Source organism: Mycetohabitans rhizoxinica HKI 454 (assembly GCF_000198775.1).
Taxonomy (GTDB): Bacteria; Pseudomonadota; Gammaproteobacteria; order Burkholderiales; family Burkholderiaceae; genus Mycetohabitans; species Mycetohabitans rhizoxinica.
This window is the reverse complement of the sequence record NC_014722.1, coordinates 2,687,625-2,707,786: the sequence shown is the minus strand read 5'-3', so window position 1 is coordinate 2,707,786 and position 20,162 is coordinate 2,687,625. Positions and strand designations below refer to the sequence as shown.

The window sequence follows — 20,162 nt, the reverse complement described above, 5'->3', positions numbered from 1 at the left end:
GGTCGACGCCCGAAACCGCGCTTACTTCAGTCTGATCACTCGTACGAGAAGATGCTGCCGAGCTTGTCCATCCGCTCGAGCGCCATGCCGGATCCGCGCACCACGCACGTGAGCGGATCCTCGGCTACCAGCACCGGCAGCCCCGTTTCCTCCGCAAGCAGCCGGTCCAGGTCGCGCAGCAGGGCGCCGCCGCCAGTCAGCATCATGCCGCGCTCGGCGATATCGGCGCCTAGTTCCGGCGGCGTTTGCTCCAGTGCGATCTTGACCGACGAGACGATCTGGTTCAACGGGTCCGTCAGTGCTTCCAGGATCTCATTGCTCGAGATCGTGAAGCTGCGCGGGATCCCCTCGGACAGGTTGCGGCCCTTGACCTCCATTTCCTTCACTTCGGAGCCGGGGAACGCCGAGCCAATTTCCTTTTTGATCGCCTCGGCAGTCTGCTCGCCGATCAACATGCCGTAGTTGCGGCGGATGTAGTTGACGATCGCCTCATCGAATTTGTCGCCGCTCAACCCGTACCGAGCCCTTATATACGATGCCGCCGAGCGAAATCACGCCCACTTCGGTCGTGCCGCCGCCGATGTCCACGACCATCGAGCCGGTCGCCTCCGACACGGGCAAGCCGGCGCCAATCGCTGCGGCCATCGGCTCCTCGATCAGGTAGACCTGTGATGCGCCGGCGCCGAGCGCGGCTTCGCGGATCGCCCGGCGCTCGACCTGTGTCGAGCCGCACGGCACGCAGATGATGATCCGCGGTGATGGCGAGAACATCCTTGACTCATGCGCGGTCTTGATGAACTGCTTGATCATCTGCTCGGTGACGCGGAAGTCGGCGATCACGCCATCCTTCATCGGGCGAATCGCCTCGATGTTGCCCGGCACCTTACCGAGCATCTGCTTGGCTTCCCTGCCCACGGCCTGGATCGTTTTTTTTCCGTTGGGCCCGCCTTCCTGGCGGATCGATACAACCGACGGCTCGTCGAGCACGATACCCTTGCCGCGCATGTAGATCAGTGTGTTGGCGGTGCCCAGATCGATCGCCAGATCGTTCGAGAAATAGCTGCGGAGAAAACCGAACATTAAAAATCCTGTCTCGCGGGTGCCGGTCGCGGGAAATGTGCGTATGCGCCGGCGGCGGGTCAAACAACAGCTTCGGCAGAGGTCCGGAAGGCGGCCGCCGCGCAGTCACGAAGCTGCGGGAACAAAAATTTTACCGGCGCAGGCGGTGCGCGCATCCGGGCAACGCGAATGCCGCAGCGACGGGAGTACGTGCGCGCGCAGGACATTGCTAAAAGATGACGGTAAGGCCGGCCGGGTTTAGGGCGAACGCGTAATGATACCTTATAATTTTGGCTCATTCGAAGAAAAGCAAGGGCGTCTTCGCCCGCTTTCCCCTCCATCCTTGGTGACCGCATGGCCTTGACCCTCACTGACGTAAACCGCATCGCACACTTGGCGCGCATCGAGCTTGGGCAACGCGAGGCTGAGCACACGCTCGAGCAACTGAACCAGTTTTTCGGCCTGGTCGAGCAGATGCAGGCCGTGGACACGACTGGCATCGCGCCACTCGCCCATCCGACCGAGCAGATCGAGGACGTCGCGCTGAGGCTGCGCGAGGACGCCGTGACCGAGCACGTACGGCGCGAGGACAACCAGTGCTGCGCGCCGGCGGTGCAAGACGGCCTCTATCTGGTCCCGCAAGTGATCGAATAACGCGACGCAGGAAAACCGCACGATGCATCAGAAAAGCCTTACTGAATTGCGCGCCGCGCTCGATACGAAACAGGTATCGGCGCTCGAGCTTGCGCAGCACTTCCTGCAACGTATCGAGGCCGCGCGCGAGCTGAACGCGTTCATCGACGTGAATCCGCAACTGACGCTGGACGCGGCGCGCGCGGCTGACCAACGGCTCGCGCGCGGCGAACGCGGGCCGCTGCTCGGCCTGCCGGTTGCGCACAAGGACGTGTTCGTGACCCGCGGCTGGAAGTCCAGCGCCGGCTCCCGGATGCTGGCCGACTACGTCAGTGCGTTCGACGCGACGGTTGTCGAGCGGCTGGCGGCGGCGGGCATGGTCACGCTGGGCAAGACCAACATGGACGAGTTCGCGATGGGCTCATCCAACGAGAATTCATTCTTTGGCCCGGTACGCAACCCGTGGGACCGTAACGCGGTGCCGGGCGGCTCCTCGGGCGGCTCGGCCGCGGCGGTGGCCGCTGGACTGGCGCCCGTGGCCACCGGCACCGACACCGGCGGCTCGATTCGCCAGCCGGCGTCGCTAACTGGGATCACCGGCATCAAGCCGACCTACGGCCGCGTCTCCCGCTACGGGATGATTGCGTTCGCGTCGTCGCTCGACCAGGGCGGGCCGATGGCGCGCTCGGCAGCCGATTGCGCGCTCGTGCTAGGCGCGATGAGCGGTTTTGACCCGCGCGATTCAACGAGCCTGCAACGCGACGCGGAAGACTACACGCGCTGGCTCGGCAAGCCGTGGCAGGATACCGGTGCACTCGCCGGCCGTCCGCTCGCCGGGCTGCGCATCGGGTTGCCGCGCGAGTACTTCGGCGCGGGGCTGTCGGGCGACGTGCAGGCGGCGATCGATGTGGCACTGCGGCAATACGAAGAACTTGGCGCGACGCGGGTGGACGTATCGCTGCCTAAGACGGCGCTGTCGATCCCGGTCTACTATGTGATTGCGCCAGCTGAGGCGTCGTCGAACCTGTCGCGCTTTGACGGCGTGCGCTATGGCCATCGCGCGAGCGAGTACCGCGACCTGCTCGACATGTACAAGAAGAGCCGCTCGGAAGGCTTGGGTGCGGAGGTCAAGCGCCGGATCCTGGTCGGCACGTACGTGTTATCGCACGGTTACTACGACGCGTACTACCTGCAAGCGCAGAAGATTCGCCGAATCATTGCGCAGGACTTTCAAAACGCGTTTGCGCAGTGCGACGTCATCATGGGGCCGGTATCGCCGAGCGTCGCATGGAACCTGGGCGAGAAGAGCGACGACCCGATACAGATGTATCTGGCGGACATCTACACGTTGTCTACGAGTCTGGCTGGCCTGCCGGGCATGAGCGTGCCGTGCGGCTTTGGCACGGGTGCGAACGCAACGCGGCCGGTCGGGCTGCAGATCATCGGCAACTATTTCAACGAAGCGCGGATGCTGCAAGTCGCCGATGCGTTCCAGCGCGTCACCGACTGGCACAAGCGAGCGCCGGCGGGAGTCTGACTATGCAGTGGGAAGTGGTGATAGGGCTGGAGACGCATGTGCAGTTGTCGACCCAGTCGAAGATTTTCTCTGGCGCAGCGACGCGCTTCGGCGCAGAACCGAACACGCAGGCGTGCGCGCTCGACCTGGCGCTGCCAGGCACGCTGCCGGTGGTCAACCGCGGCGCCGTGGAGCGCGCGATACGCTTCGGGCTGGCGATCGGTGCGGCGATTGCGCCGCGCAGCGTATTTGCGCGCAAAAATTACTTTTATCCGGATTTGCCCAAGGGCTACCAGATCAGTCAGTACGAGTTGCCGGTCGTGCAAGGCGGCTCGATCACGATCCAGGTGGAGGCGAACGAAAAGGCCGGCCGCGACGCGTACGAGAAGACTATCCGGTTGACCCGCGCGCACCTGGAGGAGGACGCCGGCAAGTCGTTGCACGAGGATTTCGCCGGCATGACCGGCATCGACCTGAACCGTGCTGGCACACCGCTGCTAGAGATTGTGACCGAGCCGGACATGCGCAGCGCCGCCGAGGCGGTGGCTTATGCAAAGGCATTGCATTCGCTGGTCGTCTGGCTGGGTATTTGCGACGGGAACATGCAGGAAGGCTCGTTTCGCTGCGACGCAAACGTGTCGGTGCGCCGGCTCGGCGAGCAGGCATTGGGCACCCGCGCCGAGATCAAGAACCTGAACTCGTTCCGCTTTCTGGAGGAGGCGATCCAATACGAGGTGCGCCGCCAGATCGAGCTGATCGAGGACGGCGGCACCGTCGTGCAGGAAACTCGGTTGTACGACCCGGACCGCGGCGAGACGCGCTCGATGCGCAGCAAGGAAGACGCGCATGACTACCGTTACTTCCCCGACCCGGACCTGATGCCGCTTGTGATTGACAGTGAGTGGATTGCCGAGGTCGGCCGCGCACTGCCGGAATTGCCGGACGCGATGAAGCGCCGCTTTACCGAGCAGTACGGTTTGCCTGGCTATGACGCGGGCATGCTCACGACATCACAGGCGCTTGCCGCGTACTACGAGCAAGTGGTGTCCAAGGCGGGCGTGGCAAATGCGAAGATGGCAGCGAACTGGGTGATGGGCGAGCTTGCGTCGCAGTTGAACCGCGATGGGCTGGACATCGCGCAGTCGCCGGTATCGGCCGCGCAATTGGCGCTGGTTCTCGTGCGAATCGCCGACGGCACGATCTCGAACAAGATCGGCAAGGCGATTTTTGGAGCGATCTGGGACGAGAAGGCCACCGACGACACAGCGGCCGACCGCATCATCGACGCCAAGGGGCTCAGGCAGATCTCCGACAGCGGCGCGCTCGAGGCCATCCTGGACGAGGTGCTTGCCGCCAATCCGAAGTCCGTCGATGAATACCGCGCGGGTAAGGACAAGGCGTTCAACGCGCTGGTCGGCCAGGCGATGAAGGCCACGAAGGGGCGGGCAAATCCGCAGCAGGTCAACGAACTGCTGAAGAAAAAGCTGTCCTAATTATGCGCGGCAGTGCGTGGTCATGCCGCGGGCATCACTGATATCCAGGTCCGCAAGCAGTGGGATGACTATCAGCGCGCCTACGAGGAACGGCTCGCCGTGACGTCGGTTGACCCTGCGCGCTGGTACAGCGTGCCAGCAGACTCGAAGACGCATCGCAACCTGATAGTCGCCGAGCTGTTACGGCGGCTGCTGTCGGGGTTGGAACTGCGCTATTTCCTGACCAAGAAGGCATCGCGCAACGTCATCGACGTCGAGTCATCCGTGCAGGCCGTCGCGCGCCGCCGGCTTCCGCGGTCATTCGTCAACAAGGAAACAACAAACCATGCTGCGAGTCATTACCGCCAACCTGAACGGTATACGTTCCGCCACGAAGAAAGGCTTCTTCGACTGGTTCGGCGAACAGAACGCCGACATCGTCTGCGTGCAAGAAATCAAGTGCTCGCAGGATGACATGACACCCGAATTCCTCGCGCCGCACGGCTTCACCGGCTATTTCCAGCATGCACAGAAGAAGGGTTACAGCGGCGCCGGGATCTATACGAGGCATGAACCAGACGAGTTCATCGCCGGCTTCGGCAGCAAGGCGTTCGACCACGAGGGACGCTATGTCGAGCTGCGCTACGGCGACCTGTCGTTGGTGTCGGTCTATGTGCCGTCGGGCTCGAGCGGCGAGGAGCGGCAGGCGGTCAAGTACCGCTTCATGGACGATTTCTATGCGCATCTGGATGCGCTTCGGCGCGAGCGCGAAGTGATTTTCTGCGGCGACATCAACATCGTGCACAAAGAAATCGACATCAAGAATTGGAAGAGCAACCAGAAGAACTCGGGGTGCCTGCCCGAAGAGCGCGCATGGTTAAGCAAGGTATTCGACAAGCTTGGCTATGTGGACGTCTTCCGCGCGCTGGATCCGCGGCCCGAGCAATACACATGGTGGAGCAATCGCGGCCAGGCTTATGCGAAAAACGTCGGATGGCGGATCGACTACCAGATCGCGACAGCGGGCATCGCCTCGACGGCTAGGCGCACGTCGATCTTCCGCGACATCAAGTTCAGTGACCATGCGCCGCTGACGATCGACTACGACTACACGCTGCGTCGCCACGCAGCGTGATACGGTACGCGTCGCGTCCGCTGCGGCGCCACATGGCTCAACGGTGGCGTCGGTAGCGCGGCAATGCGTCGGGGGTCGTGCCGAGTGCCTTTGCGTACAGAGGCAGCATGTCGGGCAATCGTTTGCGCAGGTCGGTGGCGCGCTGCGGCGTCATCGGATGGGTCGCAATGAAGCTCGTTTGGCTGGCACCCGGCAGGGCGGCGGCCCGTCTCCATACCGCCAGCGCGGCCCTTGGGTCGAAACCGGCGCGCGATGCGATCTCATCGCCGATCACGTCAGCCTCGGTTTCGTCGGCCGCATCGTAGCGTAAGTGTGCGAGCTGCGTGCTGACGCCCAACGGCGCGGACCCGAGATCGGCTGGCCCGAACAACTGCGGGATCGCGCCGGCGCCCAATTGCATGGCTTGTTGCCGACCCAAGCGCTCGCGCGCGTGTTCGCGCAACGCGTGAGCCACCATGTGGCCCATCAGCATCGCCAGTTCGTCGTCGTTCGGGCGCAGACGCGTGAGCAGCGCGCTGTCGATCAGCAGTTTGCCGCCGGGCAGGCAGCGGATCATCACGTGCTGCGAGCGCACCATATAGGCTTCCCAGTGCCACTGTTTCGCGCGCTCGTTCCATTTCAGCGCATACGGGATAAGTCTTTGCAGCATCGCGCGTACCCGTTTGACCTGCGGGTCGCCGTCGGGCAACAATTGTCCTCGCTGCTGGGCACTGTGCACCCATTGCTGGTATTCGCCGCTGGCCTGTTGCTCAAGCATCGACGGCGAAATCAGGTTGCGGAATGCCGCCGAGTTGCCGAAGCGCACCGCTTGAGCTGGATCATATGACCCGGCGTTGCCGGTGCTCGGCTGCGCGCCGGACAGTGGCGCGACGGCACCGCCGATCAGCAGCACCACGCCGGCCAGTGGTCTGGCGAGCGCCAAGACGCCCGCCCGGGGCGGCCGCGGGCACCGAGCGCGCCCAGAGCGCCAACCGACATACGGGCGCCGCATCAGCGCGCTCTCCATGGTGCGATCCGCGGTAGCAGCAGCAGGCCCGGGATCGCCAGCGCAGCGCACAGCAAAAAGAACTCAAACCAGCCGATCTGCGCGACGAGATAGCCGGCGCCAGCATTGGCGAACGTGCGAGGTATCGATGCGAGACTGGTGAACAACGCAAACTGCGTTGCGGTATAGCGCGGGTCAGTCGTGCTGGCGATGTACGCGGTGAATGCGGCCGTACCCAGGCCTGTGGCGAACGCCTCAAGGCTGATGACCACGGCTAGCCCAGGCAGCGTATAGCCCATGCGGGCGAGCGCCGCGAAGCCGAGCACCGCGACCATCTGCGCGACGCCGAAAATCCATAAGCCGCGCGCCGTGCCGATGCGCATTAGCCACACGCCGCCGAGGATGCCGCCGGCAATACTTCCCCAGAAGCTGCTGGTCTTAGACACCAGTCCGATCTCAGTCTTCGTAAAGCCGATGTCCAGGTAGAACGACGTCGCCAGCGACGTCGCCATGCTGTCGCCGAGCTTGTATAGAAAGACGAACGTCAGCACGATCAACGCCTGCTTGGCACCGTCGCGCGCGATGAATTCGCGAAACGGCATCACCACGGCTTCCTCTAGCGTGCGTGGCAGTGTGCCTTGCACCTGGGGCTCGCGTACCACGAACGCCGTCACCACGCCAGGCAGCATGAATACCGCGGTGACCGCAAAGACCGTTGACCACGCGAAGTGGTCCGCGAGGATCAGCGACAGCGAACCGGGCACGAGGGCGGCCAGCTTGTATGCGTTGACGTGGATCGCCGTGCCGAGGCCTTGCTCGGCGTCTTTCAGTAGCTCGCGTCGGTACGCGTCGAGCACGATGTCCAGGCTTGCGCTGGCGAATGCAAGGGCGGCTGCGAGCACGGCCACCGTACGGATCGAGTTGCTCGGCGACACGAATCCCATGGTGGCGACCAGCGTCAGCACGCTGAGCTGAGTCAGCAACATCCAGCCGCGCCGGCGCCCAGGGCGCCAGCGGCCCAACCCGGGCACGAAGCGGTCCATTAACGGCGCCCACACGAATTTCCACGTATAGGGAAATTGCAGCAACGCGAACAGGCCGATGGTCTTGATATCGACGCCGCTGCTGCACAGCCACGCCTGCACCAGACTCATCAGCGTAAACAGCGGCAGGCCCGCCGTGAATCCAAGGAGCACGCAGATCAACATGCGTGTGTTGAAGTAGGCTCGCCAGCCCGATTGGGGGGCGTGTGCGGTCAGTGTGCGGGTTTCCTGAGGCGGAGTGGACATGGATCTGCGGTGACCGAACGGGGCGGTCAACTTTTCTTGACGCGATAGACTGCAAGACTACCACGCCAGTTCGTCCCCCATCGGATCGCGCGGCCGCCGTGCAGTATGGCCCGGTCCAGGATCCGGATGCCGACCTCCGGGGCGAGGGCTTCAAAGTCGTGGATCGTCAGCACGCGCACGTTCGGCGTGTTGTGCCACTGGTATGGCAGCGACTTGGAGACTGGCATGCGGCCGTTGAGCACCGCGAGCCGATGCCGCCAGTAGCCGAAATTCGGAAACGACACGATGCACTCCTTGCCGACCCGCACGGTCTCGCGCAGGATCGCCGCGATCTGGTGGAGGGTCTGCAGCGTCTGAGACAAGATCACGAAATCGAAGCTTTGGTCTTCAAACAGCCGCAGGCCGTCCTCCAGATTCTGCTGGATCACGTTCACGCCCTTTTGTGCGCAGCCGAGCACGCCCGCATCGTTAATTTCGATTCCGTAGCCCTGCACGCCCAATTCCTCGGCGAGGATGGCCAGCAGCGAGCCATCCGCGCAGCCGGCATCGAGTACGCTCGCGCGCGGCTCGACCCAGCGCGCGATCATGCGGAAATCGGCGCGGGTGGACAGGGTATCGAAGGCTTGCTGATTCATGCGCCGATCTCCGTGGCGATGCGTTCGTAATAGGCGCGCACCAGGTTGTGATAGCGCGTGTCGTCGAGTAGGAATGCGTCGTGGCCGTGCGGCGCGTCGATTTCGCCATAGGACACGTTGCGCTTGTGGTCGAGCAGCGCCTTGACGATCTCGCGCGAGCGCGCCGGCGCGAAACGCCAGTCTGTCGAAAAGCTGATCACGAGGTAGTTGGCCTGCGTCTGTGCGAGCGCCGCGGTCAGGTCGCCGTCGTACGCCTTGGCGGGATCGAAGTAGTCCAATGCGCGCGTGATGAGCAGGTAGGTATTGGCATCAAAATAGTCGGCGAACTTATCGCCCTGGTACCGCWAGGTACGACTCGACTTCAAATTCGACGTCGAAATTAAAGTTGTATGCATCCAGCGCCCCGTCCGCGCGACGCAGCGCACGGCCGAACTTCGTGGCCATGTCGTCGTCGGACAGATACGTGATGTGTCCGATCATGCGCGCGACTCTGAGGCCGCGGCGCGGCTTGACGCCGTGCGCATAATAGTCACCGCCATGGAAATCCGGATCCGACAGGATCGCCGAGCGAGCGACCTCGTTGAACGCGATGTTTTGTGCCGAGAGCCTGGGCGTCGAGGCGATGACCACGCAATGCGCGACGCGCTGCGGATACATGATGCTCCAGGCGAGTGCCTGCATGCCGCCGAGCGAGCCGCCCATCACCGCGGCGAAACGCTCGATGCCCAAATGATCGGCGACGCGCGCCTGCGCATTGACCCAGTCTTCTACGGTGATTACCGGAAAGCGCGCGCCATAGGGCAGTCCGGTGGCCGGATCGATGCTCATCGGACCGGTGGAGCCGAAGCACGAGCCGAGATTGTTCACGCCGATCACGAAGAAGCGGTCTGTGTCGAGTGGCTTGCCCGGGCCCACCATGTTGTCCCACCAGCCGAGGTTTTTGGGCTCGTGTTCATACACACCGGCCACATGGTGTGACGCGTTTAGCGCGTGACAGACGAGCACCGCGTTGGAGCGCGCGGCGTTGAGCGTGCCATAGGTTTCAATCGCCAGATCGTAGCCGGCGAGTGACAGGCCGCTTTGCAGGGGCAGCGGTGTGGCGAAGTGGAGCGTTTGTGGAACGACGATGCCGATCGAACTCATACCCTTGCCTGTGTGGTTGTCCGCTTGCGCGGGCGTGCGGGCAGTAAGTCGGCGAAGGGTCAAAGGCGCTGCGTGTATGGGCGCACGCATGAACCGCTGACAACCGCTTTAGCCGGATTTGTACTGAACCGCATGGGTTCGCGCGCCCGCAATCGAGTCAGCAAATCGGCGCGCAGAGGAAAGCTAGTGACTGACAAGTATAAACGAAATCGTTTTACTGACGTAGGTATGGCCGCTATTGCAGCCACAGCCGCAACTATTCATCGGCATGCTCGAGCGTCGTGCAGGGGCGTTTGAGCGGCTGCCACATGGTGCCCTCCGCGGTGCGCTTAGCGGCGCGTGAGTCGTAACGATTTTATCGAGCGTACGCGGCAGTCGATATAGTGCGCACGTCCAGTGCCCGCCAGCGCCGGCGTGCCGCCCGAAGCCCTGGGCACGGGTGGTAAGTGCCCAACCATCCATACGGTGCGTATTCCCAGGCGCTTGTAGCGTTTCAAGTGCGAGCGGGTGTCCTCGACCAGCGTTGCGTCGTGCGGGCGCACCCGCGCGTGGCGTAACGTGCGTCGCAGCATGCCGGCATCGGGTTTGGCGTGCCAGCGGCCGCGGTACCGCATCTGCTCGATGGCGATTACCTGCTCGAACAGCTCGGTGATGCCCAGGGCGTCGAGCACGGCCTGTGCGTAGCGGCGTGGGCCGTTGGTTAGCAGGATCCGGCGCCCGGGCAGCGCACGCAACAGCCGGGCGAGTCCGCGCTCGGCGCGCAGCATCGAATGCAGGTCGTGGAATCGGTGGACCTGCGCGAGAAAATCGTCGGGATCAAGTGGATGGTGCCGCGCGAGTCCCAGCAGTGCCGCACCGTAGCGCTGCGTGTAGTGCACACGCAGCCGGTCCGCTTCGTCCCGGCTGACCTGCAGCGCACGCTCGATGTAGTCAGTCATCGCCTGATTGATCTGCGGAAACACCGCATGCGACGCGTGGTGCAGCGTATTGTCCAGGTCGAACAGCCAGACTGGGCCGCGCGGATGGGCAATGCGCCGCCGGCGGGCGCGCGCGGCCATGATCAGTGTGACCGGATCATCGTGCCGAACGGCTGCTCGGTCAGGATTTCGAGCAGCACCGAGTGCTCGATGCGTCCGTCGATGATGTGCACGGAGCGCACGCCGCTCCTGGCGGCATCCAGGGCCGACGAGATCTTCGGCAGCATGCCACCGGAAATCGTGCCGTCGGCAAACAGCGCATCGATCTCGCGCGCCGACAGGTCCGTGAGCAGTGTGCCGCTCTTGTCCATCACGCCTGGAATGTTGGTCATCATCACCAGCTTTTCCGCGTTTAGCACGACCGCCAGCTTGCCCGCAACCAGGTCCGCGTTAATGTTGTACGCGAGCCCGTCCTCGCCGAAGCCGATCGGCGAGATGACGGGAATGAACGCATCGTCCTGCAGTGCCCGCACAACCGCGGGATTGATTGAGTCGACCTCGCCGACCTGGCCGATGTCGAGAAATTCACCTGGCTTTTCTCGGTCCGGCATCAGCAGCTTGCGTGCGTGGATCAGTCCGCCATCCTTGCCCGTCAAGCCGACTGCGTGGCCACCAAAATGGTTGATCAGCGTGACGATGTCCTGTTGCACCTCGCCGCCGAGCACCCACTCGACGACCTCCATCGTTTCCTCGTCTGTCACGCGCATGCCTTGTATGAACGTGCCCTGCTTGCCGATTTTCTTCAGCGCCTGGTCGATCTGCGGGCCGCCACCATGGACGATGACCGGATTGATGCCCACCAGCTTCAGCAGTACGACGTCGCGTGCAAAGCCTTGCTTCAGGCGCTCCTCCGTCATCGCGTTGCCACCGTACTTGATCACGACCGTCTTGCCGTGGTACTGGCGGATGTAAGGCAGCGCTTCCGCGAGGATTTCGGCCTTCAGCGCGGGTGAGATGGCTGGCAAATTGTTGGTGTCGGACATGGTGCGAGCAGACTGAGCAGGCAAACAACCGCGAATTGTACAGGACTGAAGTGTCGGCACGATGCCGCCCGGCAGGCTTTTTTAACTACACGGTATCGGGCCAAGTGGTGTGCAACTCGGTCATCGGCAGCATAGCGGCCGCAAGCCAATTACGGTGTCTGATAATTGCGGGACCAACAATAGTTCCGTGAGTTCAGCATCTCATCGCGGGTTGCCTGATCGAATCGGTTTCGCTCAAAGAAGGCCTTCATTTCAGTTTCTGCGCTCTCCCATTGCTGATTATTTAGTGTAAGTCCAATCCGTAAGTGGATATCGTAGAACGCTTCCGCTATGCCGGGGCCATTGATGCCGTCGAGCAGGCGCATCGCGCGCTGCCAGACCTGTTTTAGCAGTGCGTCGTCCAACTGCGATGTTGCTTCAAGCAGTCCGAGCGCCGCTAATGCGCGCTGCGCAGGCGGCACGCGCTCAAGGGCGGGTTCGAGCAGTGAAATCTCATGCGCATGTTGCTCTGGCGGTATCACCCGCACTAAAGCGCCCGGCAGGTAGCGTAATGCGCTGCCTAGTTGATGGTCCGGAAGTGACAATGTCAAATGCCGCAGATGCGCGAGGTGCACGGGCCTGTGTGCCTCTGGCAGCATCGATACTCGATCGGCTAGTGCACCGATCGGCGCGCCCCGATACGAGGCTGGCAGGCGTTGCATCCATTGGAACAGTGTTTCGTACCATTCAATGATCGTCGCGCTCGCAAGATCATAACGATAAGCATGATATTGGGGGGAGGGAAAAGATAATGAGAGGGCGCCTAGCACGTCGGCTAATGCCGTTATCAATTCGGCCTGCCCAGACGCGTCCAATGCAGGAAGCCGGCTTAGAAGAGCTCGATATTCGTTTTCAATCTGCGGTGCATCAAGCCACAAATTTGACGGCGGTGTATAGCCGTAGATGGGTAGCATCGATGCGATGGCGCCCCAGGTGCTGCCTTGCTCAGGAGCGCGCCGCTCGGCGTCTGCATACACGAACCTATACAGATTGCGTTGGTACTGGATCGGCATCCCTTGTAGGGTCCCGATCATGTATTTTTGTACCTGCAAGCCTTGCTTTGGCACACGGCCCGCGGCTTGGAAGATTGCTATGAATAACTCGGGCTTCACTTTGTACTGCCTTCTTGCCCGTTGCCACAGCGCCTGAAGCAATTCAGCGCGCAGGGAGTCGGCGCCAATCCGCTCAATTTCGGTCAACAACTGTTGTACTGACGTGCGATCCAGCGCACCGGCATGGGAAATGCGTTTGCGGCAAAGCCAGCTCAATCGCCTTTCTTGCAGCGCGTGATAAGTCTGGCTGTTCACAGTGGATAGGTTGCCGATGTCGTCGAACGGCATGTGGTCGGCCACTTGCTGAAGGATCTCGGGCGGCAGATCATCGTACGTCGTCGGGCGCCCCGTTGAGTCATTGTGCGAGCATGTCATCAAGCGTTGCCGCGCGTGCATGCTGCTAGACGCTGCCAAACTTGTCAGATTAGGCGGGGCAGCTGCCGCAGAGCGACCGGCTTGCTGGTTCTGCATGGCGTAGAGTGCCATTTGAGCGCCGTGGGCGGCGGGGTTCGAATCAAAGTCCATCGGCGAAATTGTTAAGTTGTGTTTCTAATAGGCGTGGAAGTCACTGCCGGTGTCATCGGCGCACCCGCGCAGCGTCATCGCCATCGCACATCGTATTGATATGGTTTCGACAGCCGGAGCACTGGCCCATCCATTGCAAGGTGACCAAAGGCTAATGTCAATTGAACATGTGTCCAGTGTCACACTGTTGAGGTTTCTTTAATACTTTCGCCTGTTGCACTACATTCGTGATCTCTGCCGCTTGCTTTAGAGGCAAGCTGCCAAAATATCCACCCCGAGCCTGCGGTAACCAATCCGATGCAAATAAAGGTGGCACGAAAGATAGGCAGCGAATCCGTGCCCGTATCAATCGGAAACAGTGACTGGAAAAAAATTAATAAAACACTTGCGACAGTCACACTCAAGCTCATGGCCAGCATTTGGACAGTCGAAAACAGCGCATTGCCGCTGCTCGCGCCATGTCCGACCAGGTCTTTTAACGTCAGTGCGTTCATTGCAGTCGTCTGTATTGAATAAAAAGCACCGAAGGCAAGCAGCTGGATCATCCTTAATTCAGCTGGTTGCTCTGTTGAAACCAGAGCAAAGCTGGCGATTAATGCGCCCACCAACAGGCTGTTGCCCACTAGAACGCGGCGATAGCCGTAGCAAGTAATGAGAGGGGCGATGAATCGTTTTGCGCCCATGGCTGCCACTGCCACAGGTAGCATCATCATTCCTGCTTCATGCGGTGGATAACCGAGGCCGAGCTGCAATAGCAACGGGATGAGGTAAGGCAGCGCATCGCCACCGAGACGCGCGACCAAGCTGCCCACTAGACCCACACGATATGTACGTATATCTAATAAAATCAGCGAAAAAATCGGATGGTTGGTGCGCATCGCATGCCATCCATAGGCGGCGAATGCTGCTAAGCTGACACCTAATAACGTTACCACGATGGTGTTGGGCAGGTTGTCATCGGCTAGCCCATTGAGCGACAACGAAAATGCCAATACGCATACAGCGAACAATAAATAACCCTTCAAATCGAAGCGGTGCACCGACAGCTTTATATTGCTCATAACAATCCGACTTGCTATCAGAATCACTATGCCGATCGGTACATTCATTACAAAAATCCAGCGCCAGGAGGCAATCGATACGATCCAGCCCCCGAGCGTCGGTCCCAAGATCGCTCCAACCAGTCCAGGTATCGCCACGAAGCCCAATGCTTGGACATACTGGCTGGAGGGGAACGTTCGCATAATGGCTAACCGCCCCGCCGGCAGCAATACGCCGCCGCCCAGTCCTTGCACTATGCGCGCGATCACCAACTCGTCCAACGATCGCGATGCCGCGCAACCCATTGAGCCGATAGTAAATAAAGCAATGGCCGTCAAAAATACGGATCGTGTCCCAAAACGATCGGCTAACCAGCCAGAGGCGGGAATCAACATAACCACGGTCAACGAGTAAGCGAGCACGATCGACTGCATGTGCAACGGATTTTTATTGAGGTGGCTGGCCATCGCTGGCAAAGCGGTATTCAGGATCGTGGCGTCAAGGGTTTGCATAAAAAAGCCAAGTCCCACGATCCATAGTAATCCAGATAAAGCTTTTTGATTTTTCATGTATTTATTTTATTAAGTCAGAAGAAGCCGCCGATTAGCACCGTGCAAAAAGCAATTATATTCGATTCGAAACTGTGACACACACCTTGGCGTGTCGAAGGGCCGCCGGCGCTTGTTGACCCAGCGATCCACTGCCGTCGAGATAACGGATTTAAGCTGCCGCAGTTTGCGCAGCAAACGCCGCCTCGTCCAGCGCGTGGTTCGCGCGTGTGTGGCGCAGCCAGTGACTGCTCGCCCGCCGCAGAGCGGCCGCCGCTCCTGGATACACCCGAGCTGCTGCGCGGCGCGCTTAAAGAGCCCCTTTTGTACAGCCGAGCTAGCGCATCCGGGTTGAGGGGCCGGCTCGTCTTCAAGTGGCCGATAAGTGGCGTATCCTTCTGTGCCGTCTTGAGCGTGCGGGGCGCGGGCCGCGACTGCTGTGCGTCGGCGAGTGCCGCTATCAACTGGAGCGGCATGGAAACGGCGCGTACGCATCGCTGCCGCGGTGCCCAACTGCGGCATGCTGGCGCTTGCGTCATAGTGTCGCGAGCGTGATTAAGCTTGAGTTGACTGCGGGGTCGTGCCGCGTCGAACCGGTAAACTTGTCGCATGACACTGTATGCAAATCCCGGCCGGGTCAATCTCGGCCATATGTTCTGGCTCCGTTGCCTGGCCATCATTGGCCAACTGGTAACGATCGCCGTCGTGCAGATCGCCTATGGCGTGCATTTGCCGCTCACCGCGATGCTCATCGTCATCGCGTTGGAAGTGGTCTTCAACATCTTGACGTGGATCCGCGTGGCTCAGGCCAAGCCGGAAACGCACATCGAGTTGATGGGGCAACTGTGGGTTGACCTCGGTGCGCTGTCCGCGCTGCTGTTCCTATCGGGTGGCACCACCAACCCGTTCGTGTCGCTGTACCTGCCCTCGCTGGCGATTGCGGCGGCGGTGTTGCCGTGGCGTCTGGCCGCCTGGCTCGCGGCGTTCGCGGTCGCCTGCTATTGGCTGCTCGGCTTCGACTCAGTGCCGTTGAACATGGATAACCCAGCCAACCTGTTCGATTACTACCGGGCCGGCATGTGGGTGAACTTTATGGTCAGTGTCGGACTGATCGCGTGGTTTGTCTCGCGCATGTCGTCCGCGCTGCGCAAGGGGGATGCGGCGTTGGGCGAAGCGCAGGAGCGGCTGTTGCGCGACGAGCGGGTGGTGGCGTTGGGCGCGCAAGCCGCCAGCGTCGCGCACGAGATCGGCACGCCACTGTCGACCATCGCGATGGTGGTCGAGGAGTTGCGCGAGCAGTCCCACACCGACCAGGCGCTTGTGCCCTACCAGGCCGATTTCGACCTGCTCGAGCAACAACTGGCGTTGTGCCGCTCGGCGCTCGCCCGGCTGCGTACGCGGGCGGCGCTGCCCACTGGTCAGCAACCGGTGGGCAGTTGGCTCGACGCATTCATCGAGCAGTGGCGGCTGCGTCACCCGCATGTGAATTTCTCGCGGATCGGCACGGCGCCCGCCGACGTGTTGGTCGCCGATACCGTGGCGGTCGGGCAAATCCTGACCATCTTGCTGGACAATGCGGCTCGGGCCAGCCGCGAATCGGTGACGCTGGAGGCGGCGTGCGACGACGACATGCTGGTCTTTGACATTCGCGACCGCGGTCCCGGCATTGCGCCTGAACGGCGCGCCAAACTCGGGCAGGCACCGGTCGAAAGCACGCAAGGGGGCCACGGTGTGGGTTTATATCTCGCGTTTACGACGGCGGCGCGGCTAGGTGGCTCGATCGAGCTGAGCGCGTTGCCGCAGCCGGCCACCACGGGCACCCGCGCGATGCTGCGCCTGCCCGCGATCCAAGCGCATTTAAGTGGAGAAGCACAATGAGCGAAATGAACTTTCTGGTGATCGACGATGACGAGGTATTTGCTGGCATCCTCGCGCGCGGCCTGACCCGGCGCGGCTATACCGTTCACCAGGCGCACGACCGCGACAGCGCGCTGAAGCTCGCCGATGCGCTGCCGTTCGGCCAGATCACGGTCGACCTGAACTTGGGCAATGATTCGGGGCTGCATTTGATCGCGCCACTGCGCAAGCTACAGCCCGAAGCGCGGATCCTCGTGCTGACCGGCTATGCGAGCATTGCGACGGCGGTGCAGGCCGTCAAGGATGGCGCGGACAATTATCTGGCCAAGCCGGCCAACGTGGAGACGATCCTGGCGGCGTTGCGCGTGGACGCAAGCGAGTCGCAGGCAGAGGAGGCGCTTGAGAATCCGATACCGCTGTCGGTGGCACGGCTCGAATGGGAGCACATCCAGCGCGTGCTGTCCGACAACGGCGGCAATATTTCGGCAACCGCGCGTGCGCTGAATATGCACCGCCGCACGCTGCAACGCAAGCTGGCGAAACGACCAGTGAAGCAATGAGCGGTGCAGGCACGGCGGCGAGTTGCGTGACAGCACGTGGCGTTACAGCACGTAGCGTGACAGGTCTTCGTTTTGCGATACGTCATTCAGTGCACTGTCCACGTACGCGGCGTCGATCTTGACCGATTGGCCCGAATGGTTGCCGGCCGAGAACGAAATTTCTTCGAGCAGCTTTTCGATCACCGTGTACAGCCGCCGCGCGCCGATGTTCTCAGTTTTTTCGTTAACCGAAAAGGCGATTTCCGCCAGGCGCTTGATGCCGTCGTCAGCGAACTCCAGGTGCACATCTTCGGTCGCGAGCAGTGCCTGATATTGCTTGACCAGGCTCGCGTCGGTGCGTACCAGGATCGATTCGAAATCACCAACCGACAGCGAATCAAGCTCGACACGAATGGGGAACCGCCCTTGCAGTTCGGGAATCAGATCGCTCGGCTTGGCCAGGTGAAACGCACCGCTGGCAATGAACAGGATGTGGTCGGTCTTCACCATGCCGTACTTGGTGTTGATCGTCGTGCCTTCCACGAGCGGCAGCAGGTCGCGCTGCACGCCCTGGCGTGACACTTCGCCGCCGCCGGCTTCCTGGCGCGACGCAATCTTGTCGATCTCGTCGAGGAAGACGATGCCATTTTGTTCGGCGTTCTGTACCGCGCGGGTCTTGATGTCCTCTTCGTTGACCATCTTGCCGGCTTCCTCATCGGTCAACAGCTTCAGGGCCTCCTTGATCTTGACCTTGCGGTGCTGCTTCTTGCCACCGCCAAGATTGGCGAACATCGAACGGATCTGCTCCGTCATTTCCTCCATGCCGGGCGGGCCCATGATGTCCATGCCGACCTGTGGCGCCTCGATGTCGAGCTCGATTTCCTTGTCGTCGAGTTGACCTTCGCGCAGCCGCTTGCGCAATGTCTGGCGTGTCGCGCTCTCGCGTTCGCTCTCCTCGCTGGTTGGGCTGAAGCCGACGGGACGCGCCTGCGGCAGCAGGATGTCCAGGATGCGGTCCTCCGCTAGATCCTGCGCCTTCGTGCGGACCTTGCGCATTTCGGATTCGCGCGTTTGCTTGACTGAGATATCGATCAGATCACGGACGATGCTGTCGACATCGCGTCCGACGTAGCCGACTTCCGTGAACTTCGTGGCCTCGATTTTGATAAACGGCGCGTCGGCGAGCTTGGCCAGGCGCCGCGCGATTTCGGTCTTGCCCACGCCAGTCGGTCCGATCATCAGAATGTTCTTCGGGGTGATTTCCTGGCGTAATGGGTCTAGCACCTGCTGACGGCGCCAGCGGTTGCGCAGCGCGACCGCGACGGCGCGTTTGGCGCGGCCCTGGCCGATGATGTGCTTGTCCAGTTCGGAGACGATTTCAGCGGGAGTCATGGTAGTCATGTTCGGCATCCTTCAGGTGGCACCGGGCCTGGATCGGCCCGCAAGCCCCGATGCGCGGGCACAATGGCCGCGCATGGGGTCGCCCGGCACCCGGGCTTCATTTATTCGATGGTTTCGATGACGCGGCTGTGATTCGTGTAGATACACATGTCGCCGGCAATCGCGAGCGCCTTTTCGACGATGTCGCGCGCGCTCAGCTCAGTGTTATCCGCGAGTGCGCGGGCCGCGGCCTGTGCGTATGCGCCGCCTGAGCCGATGGCGCAAAGGCCGCCCTCCGGATCCAGCACGTCGCCGTTGCCGGTAATCACCAGCGTTGTTTCCGCGTCCGCGGCGATCAGCATCGCTTCCAGGCGGCGCAGCATGCGGTCGGTGCGCCAATCCTTGGCCAGTTCGACGGCGGCGCGGGTCAGGTTGCCCTGGTGCTTTTCCAGCTTGCCTTCGAAGCGGTCCAGCAGCGAGAATGCGTCCGCGGTGCCGCCGGCGAAACCCACCAGCACCTTGCCACCGTAGATGCGCCGCACTTTCTTGGCGCCGCCCTTCATGACGATGTTGCCCAGCGTCACTTGACCGTCGCCGCCTAGGGCAACGCTGTTGCCTCGCCGTACCGAGACGATGGTTGTGCCGTGATATTGCTCCATGTGGAATTCCTTTAAAGCGGGGTCGCGTGCCAGCGGCGCGGAACAGGACTGAAGTCGCGCGTCCCGGCCTATTTTAGGGCGGCTGGCGCAATATCAAGGCGTGCGCATGCGGGACGGTGCGGATATGACGCAAGGCGCGCGCGTCAGGCCGCAATGCGCCGCGCAAGGCTCGTGCAATAAACGCGCCCATCAATAAAAAAGGCACGCCTATCGCGTGCCTTCCGACGGGAGCCGGCCGGACCGTATCGCGCCATGCAGCGGCGCACTACGCTTCAGTCGCCGAACAGCTTCTGGCGCAGTTCGCGGCGCTCCTGCGCCTCGAGCGACAGCGTCGCGGTCGGTCGCGCGAGCAGGCGCGGAATGCCGATCGGCTCGCCCGTTTCCTCGCACCAGCCATATTCACCGGTTTCGATCCGCGCGAGCGATTGTTGCACCTTCTTCAACAACTTGCGTTCGCGGTCGCGCGTGCGAAGTTCAAGCGCGTGCTCTTCTTCGATCGTCGCGCGATCGGCCGGATCGGGCACGATCACGGTTTCTCGGAGATTTTCCGTCGTCTGCCCGGCATTGCGCAGGATTTCCGCCTGCAACTGTTCGAGCCTGTGCTTGAAGAAAGCGAGCTGATCCTCGTTCATGTAATCCTTGTCGCTCATCTTCAGGATTTCGGCTTCGGTCAAAAGTCGTGTCATCGTCATCTG

17 protein-coding genes and 2 pseudogenes are annotated in these 20,162 nt (G+C 61.7%); 7 read left to right on the top strand and 12 right to left on the bottom strand.

The genetic code is table 11. The features are described from left to right. Positions 1-35 precede the first annotated feature (35 nt). A pseudogene (locus RBRH_RS12005) lies at positions 36-1,080 on the bottom strand (rod shape-determining protein). Positions 1,081-1,413: 333 nt separating this feature from the next. Between RBRH_RS12005 and gatC the strand changes: the two are divergent. From gatC to RBRH_RS11985, 5 genes are read left to right on the top strand one after another with little or no spacing between them, the layout of a single operon-like run. Then, complete coding sequence (gene gatC / locus RBRH_RS12000; RefSeq protein ID WP_013436585.1) at positions 1,414-1,713, top strand: Asp-tRNA(Asn)/Glu-tRNA(Gln) amidotransferase subunit GatC; 300 nt, start codon at positions 1,414-1,416, stop codon at positions 1,711-1,713. 22 nt (positions 1,714-1,735) lie between these two features. Continuing rightward, positions 1,736-3,229 (top strand): Asp-tRNA(Asn)/Glu-tRNA(Gln) amidotransferase subunit GatA, encoded by a 1,494-nt coding sequence (gene gatA / locus RBRH_RS11995; protein WP_013436584.1) that lies wholly within the window; start codon positions 1,736-1,738, stop codon positions 3,227-3,229. 2 nt (positions 3,230-3,231) lie between these two features. Further along, positions 3,232-4,701 carry an Asp-tRNA(Asn)/Glu-tRNA(Gln) amidotransferase subunit GatB gene (gene gatB, locus RBRH_RS11990; RefSeq protein ID WP_041753924.1) on the top strand — a complete coding sequence of 490 codons (1,470 nt, stop codon included), beginning with the start codon at positions 3,232-3,234 and terminating at the stop codon, positions 4,699-4,701. Positions 4,702-4,713: 12 nt separating this feature from the next. Next, positions 4,714-5,154 carry a polyphosphate kinase 2 family protein gene (locus RBRH_RS20370; protein WP_232509300.1) on the top strand — a complete coding sequence of 147 codons (441 nt, stop codon included), beginning with the start codon at positions 4,714-4,716 and terminating at the stop codon, positions 5,152-5,154. After that, positions 5,039-5,815 carry an exodeoxyribonuclease III gene (locus tag RBRH_RS11985; protein ID WP_232509376.1) on the top strand — a complete coding sequence of 259 codons (777 nt, stop codon included), beginning with the start codon at positions 5,039-5,041 and terminating at the stop codon, positions 5,813-5,815. Before RBRH_RS20370 ends, RBRH_RS11985 begins: the two co-directional genes overlap by 116 nt. A gap of 37 nt (positions 5,816-5,852) precedes the next feature. Here the strand turns inward: RBRH_RS11985 and RBRH_RS11980 are convergent, their stop codons facing one another. From RBRH_RS11980 to mdtD, 8 genes and pseudogenes are all read right to left on the bottom strand, one after another. Next, positions 5,853-6,737: a M48 family metallopeptidase gene (locus RBRH_RS11980; protein ID WP_232509299.1), complete on the bottom strand. Its 885-nt coding sequence runs from the start codon at positions 6,735-6,737 to the stop codon at positions 5,853-5,855. 68 nt (positions 6,738-6,805) lie between these two features. Beyond that, on the bottom strand, positions 6,806-8,089 hold the full coding sequence (locus RBRH_RS11975) for an AmpG family muropeptide MFS transporter (protein ID WP_041753923.1): 1,284 nt from the start codon (positions 8,087-8,089) through the stop codon (positions 6,806-6,808). Positions 8,090-8,115: 26 nt separating this feature from the next. Beyond that, entirely contained in the window at positions 8,116-8,724 is a 609-nt protein-coding gene (gene metW, locus RBRH_RS11970) for a methionine biosynthesis protein MetW (RefSeq protein ID WP_013436579.1), read from the bottom strand. Next, positions 8,721-9,867: pseudogene (gene metX / locus RBRH_RS11965) on the bottom strand (homoserine O-succinyltransferase MetX). Before metX ends, metW begins: the two are co-directional and overlap by 4 nt. Positions 9,868-10,196: 329 nt before the next feature. Then, positions 10,197-10,925 (bottom strand): pyrimidine 5'-nucleotidase, encoded by a 729-nt coding sequence (locus RBRH_RS11960; protein ID WP_013436575.1) that lies wholly within the window; start codon positions 10,923-10,925, stop codon positions 10,197-10,199. A gap of 2 nt (positions 10,926-10,927) precedes the next feature. Beyond that, the gene (argB, locus tag RBRH_RS11955; RefSeq protein ID WP_041753922.1) at positions 10,928-11,827 is read right to left on the bottom strand and encodes an acetylglutamate kinase; all 900 of its coding nucleotides are present in this window, start codon (positions 11,825-11,827) and stop codon (positions 10,928-10,930) included. Between the two features lie 149 nt (positions 11,828-11,976). Further along, a complete protein-coding gene (locus tag RBRH_RS11950) occupies positions 11,977-13,443 on the bottom strand; it encodes an F-box protein (protein WP_013436573.1) in 1,467 nt (488 codons plus the stop codon). A 179-nt stretch (positions 13,444-13,622) separates the two neighbouring features. Then, on the bottom strand, positions 13,623-15,053 hold the full coding sequence (gene mdtD / locus RBRH_RS11945) for a multidrug transporter subunit MdtD (protein WP_013436571.1): 1,431 nt from the start codon (positions 15,051-15,053) through the stop codon (positions 13,623-13,625). Positions 15,054-15,641: 588 nt separating this feature from the next. Here mdtD and RBRH_RS11940 point away from each other — a divergent pair. Both RBRH_RS11940 and RBRH_RS11935 read left to right on the top strand, forming a co-directional pair. Further along, positions 15,642-16,910, top strand: a complete 1,269-nt coding sequence (locus RBRH_RS11940; RefSeq protein WP_013436569.1) for an ATP-binding protein — start codon at positions 15,642-15,644, stop codon at positions 16,908-16,910. Then, the gene (locus tag RBRH_RS11935; RefSeq protein WP_013436568.1) at positions 16,907-17,449 is read left to right on the top strand and encodes a response regulator transcription factor; all 543 of its coding nucleotides are present in this window, start codon (positions 16,907-16,909) and stop codon (positions 17,447-17,449) included. The genes RBRH_RS11940 and RBRH_RS11935 overlap by 4 nt, the downstream gene beginning before the upstream one ends. 42 nt (positions 17,450-17,491) lie before the next feature. Here RBRH_RS11935 and hslU read toward each other — a convergent pair whose 3' ends face one another. The 3 genes from hslU to dksA form a co-directional block, all read right to left on the bottom strand. Next, on the bottom strand, positions 17,492-18,829 hold the full coding sequence (gene hslU, locus RBRH_RS11930; protein ID WP_041754584.1) for an ATP-dependent protease ATPase subunit HslU: 1,338 nt from the start codon (positions 18,827-18,829) through the stop codon (positions 17,492-17,494). A gap of 101 nt (positions 18,830-18,930) precedes the next feature. Beyond that, positions 18,931-19,467: an ATP-dependent protease subunit HslV gene (gene hslV / locus RBRH_RS11925; protein ID WP_013436566.1), complete on the bottom strand. Its 537-nt coding sequence runs from the start codon at positions 19,465-19,467 to the stop codon at positions 18,931-18,933. A 272-nt stretch (positions 19,468-19,739) separates the two neighbouring features. Continuing rightward, positions 19,740-20,159: an RNA polymerase-binding protein DksA gene (gene dksA, locus RBRH_RS11920; protein WP_041754583.1), complete on the bottom strand. Its 420-nt coding sequence runs from the start codon at positions 20,157-20,159 to the stop codon at positions 19,740-19,742. Between the last annotated feature and the right edge of the window lie 3 nt (positions 20,160-20,162).

Coding starts and splice junctions, on each gene's coding strand:
- gatC (WP_013436585.1), top strand. CDS start 1,414: ATGGCCTTGACCCTCACTGACGTAAACCGCATCGCACACTTGGCGCGC.
- hslV (WP_013436566.1), bottom strand. CDS start 19,467: ATGGAGCAATATCACGGCACAACCATCGTCTCGGTACGGCGAGGCAAC.
- metW (WP_013436579.1), bottom strand. CDS start 8,724: ATGAATCAGCAAGCCTTCGATACCCTGTCCACCCGCGCCGATTTCCGC.
- RBRH_RS11960 (WP_013436575.1), bottom strand. CDS start 10,925: ATGGCCGCGCGCGCCCGCCGGCGGCGCATTGCCCATCCGCGCGGCCCA.
- RBRH_RS11950 (WP_013436573.1), bottom strand. CDS start 13,443: ATGGACTTTGATTCGAACCCCGCCGCCCACGGCGCTCAAATGGCACTC.
- RBRH_RS11940 (WP_013436569.1), top strand. CDS start 15,642: ATGACACTGTATGCAAATCCCGGCCGGGTCAATCTCGGCCATATGTTC.
- RBRH_RS11935 (WP_013436568.1), top strand. CDS start 16,907: ATGAGCGAAATGAACTTTCTGGTGATCGACGATGACGAGGTATTTGCT.
- gatB (WP_041753924.1), top strand. CDS start 3,232: ATGCAGTGGGAAGTGGTGATAGGGCTGGAGACGCATGTGCAGTTGTCG.
- argB (WP_041753922.1), bottom strand. CDS start 11,827: ATGTCCGACACCAACAATTTGCCAGCCATCTCACCCGCGCTGAAGGCC.
- gatA (WP_013436584.1), top strand. CDS start 1,736: ATGCATCAGAAAAGCCTTACTGAATTGCGCGCCGCGCTCGATACGAAA.
- dksA (WP_041754583.1), bottom strand. CDS start 20,159: ATGACGATGACACGACTTTTGACCGAAGCCGAAATCCTGAAGATGAGC.
- RBRH_RS11975 (WP_041753923.1), bottom strand. CDS start 8,089: ATGTCCACTCCGCCTCAGGAAACCCGCACACTGACCGCACACGCCCCC.
- hslU (WP_041754584.1), bottom strand. CDS start 18,829: ATGACTACCATGACTCCCGCTGAAATCGTCTCCGAACTGGACAAGCAC.
- mdtD (WP_013436571.1), bottom strand. CDS start 15,053: ATGAAAAATCAAAAAGCTTTATCTGGATTACTATGGATCGTGGGACTT.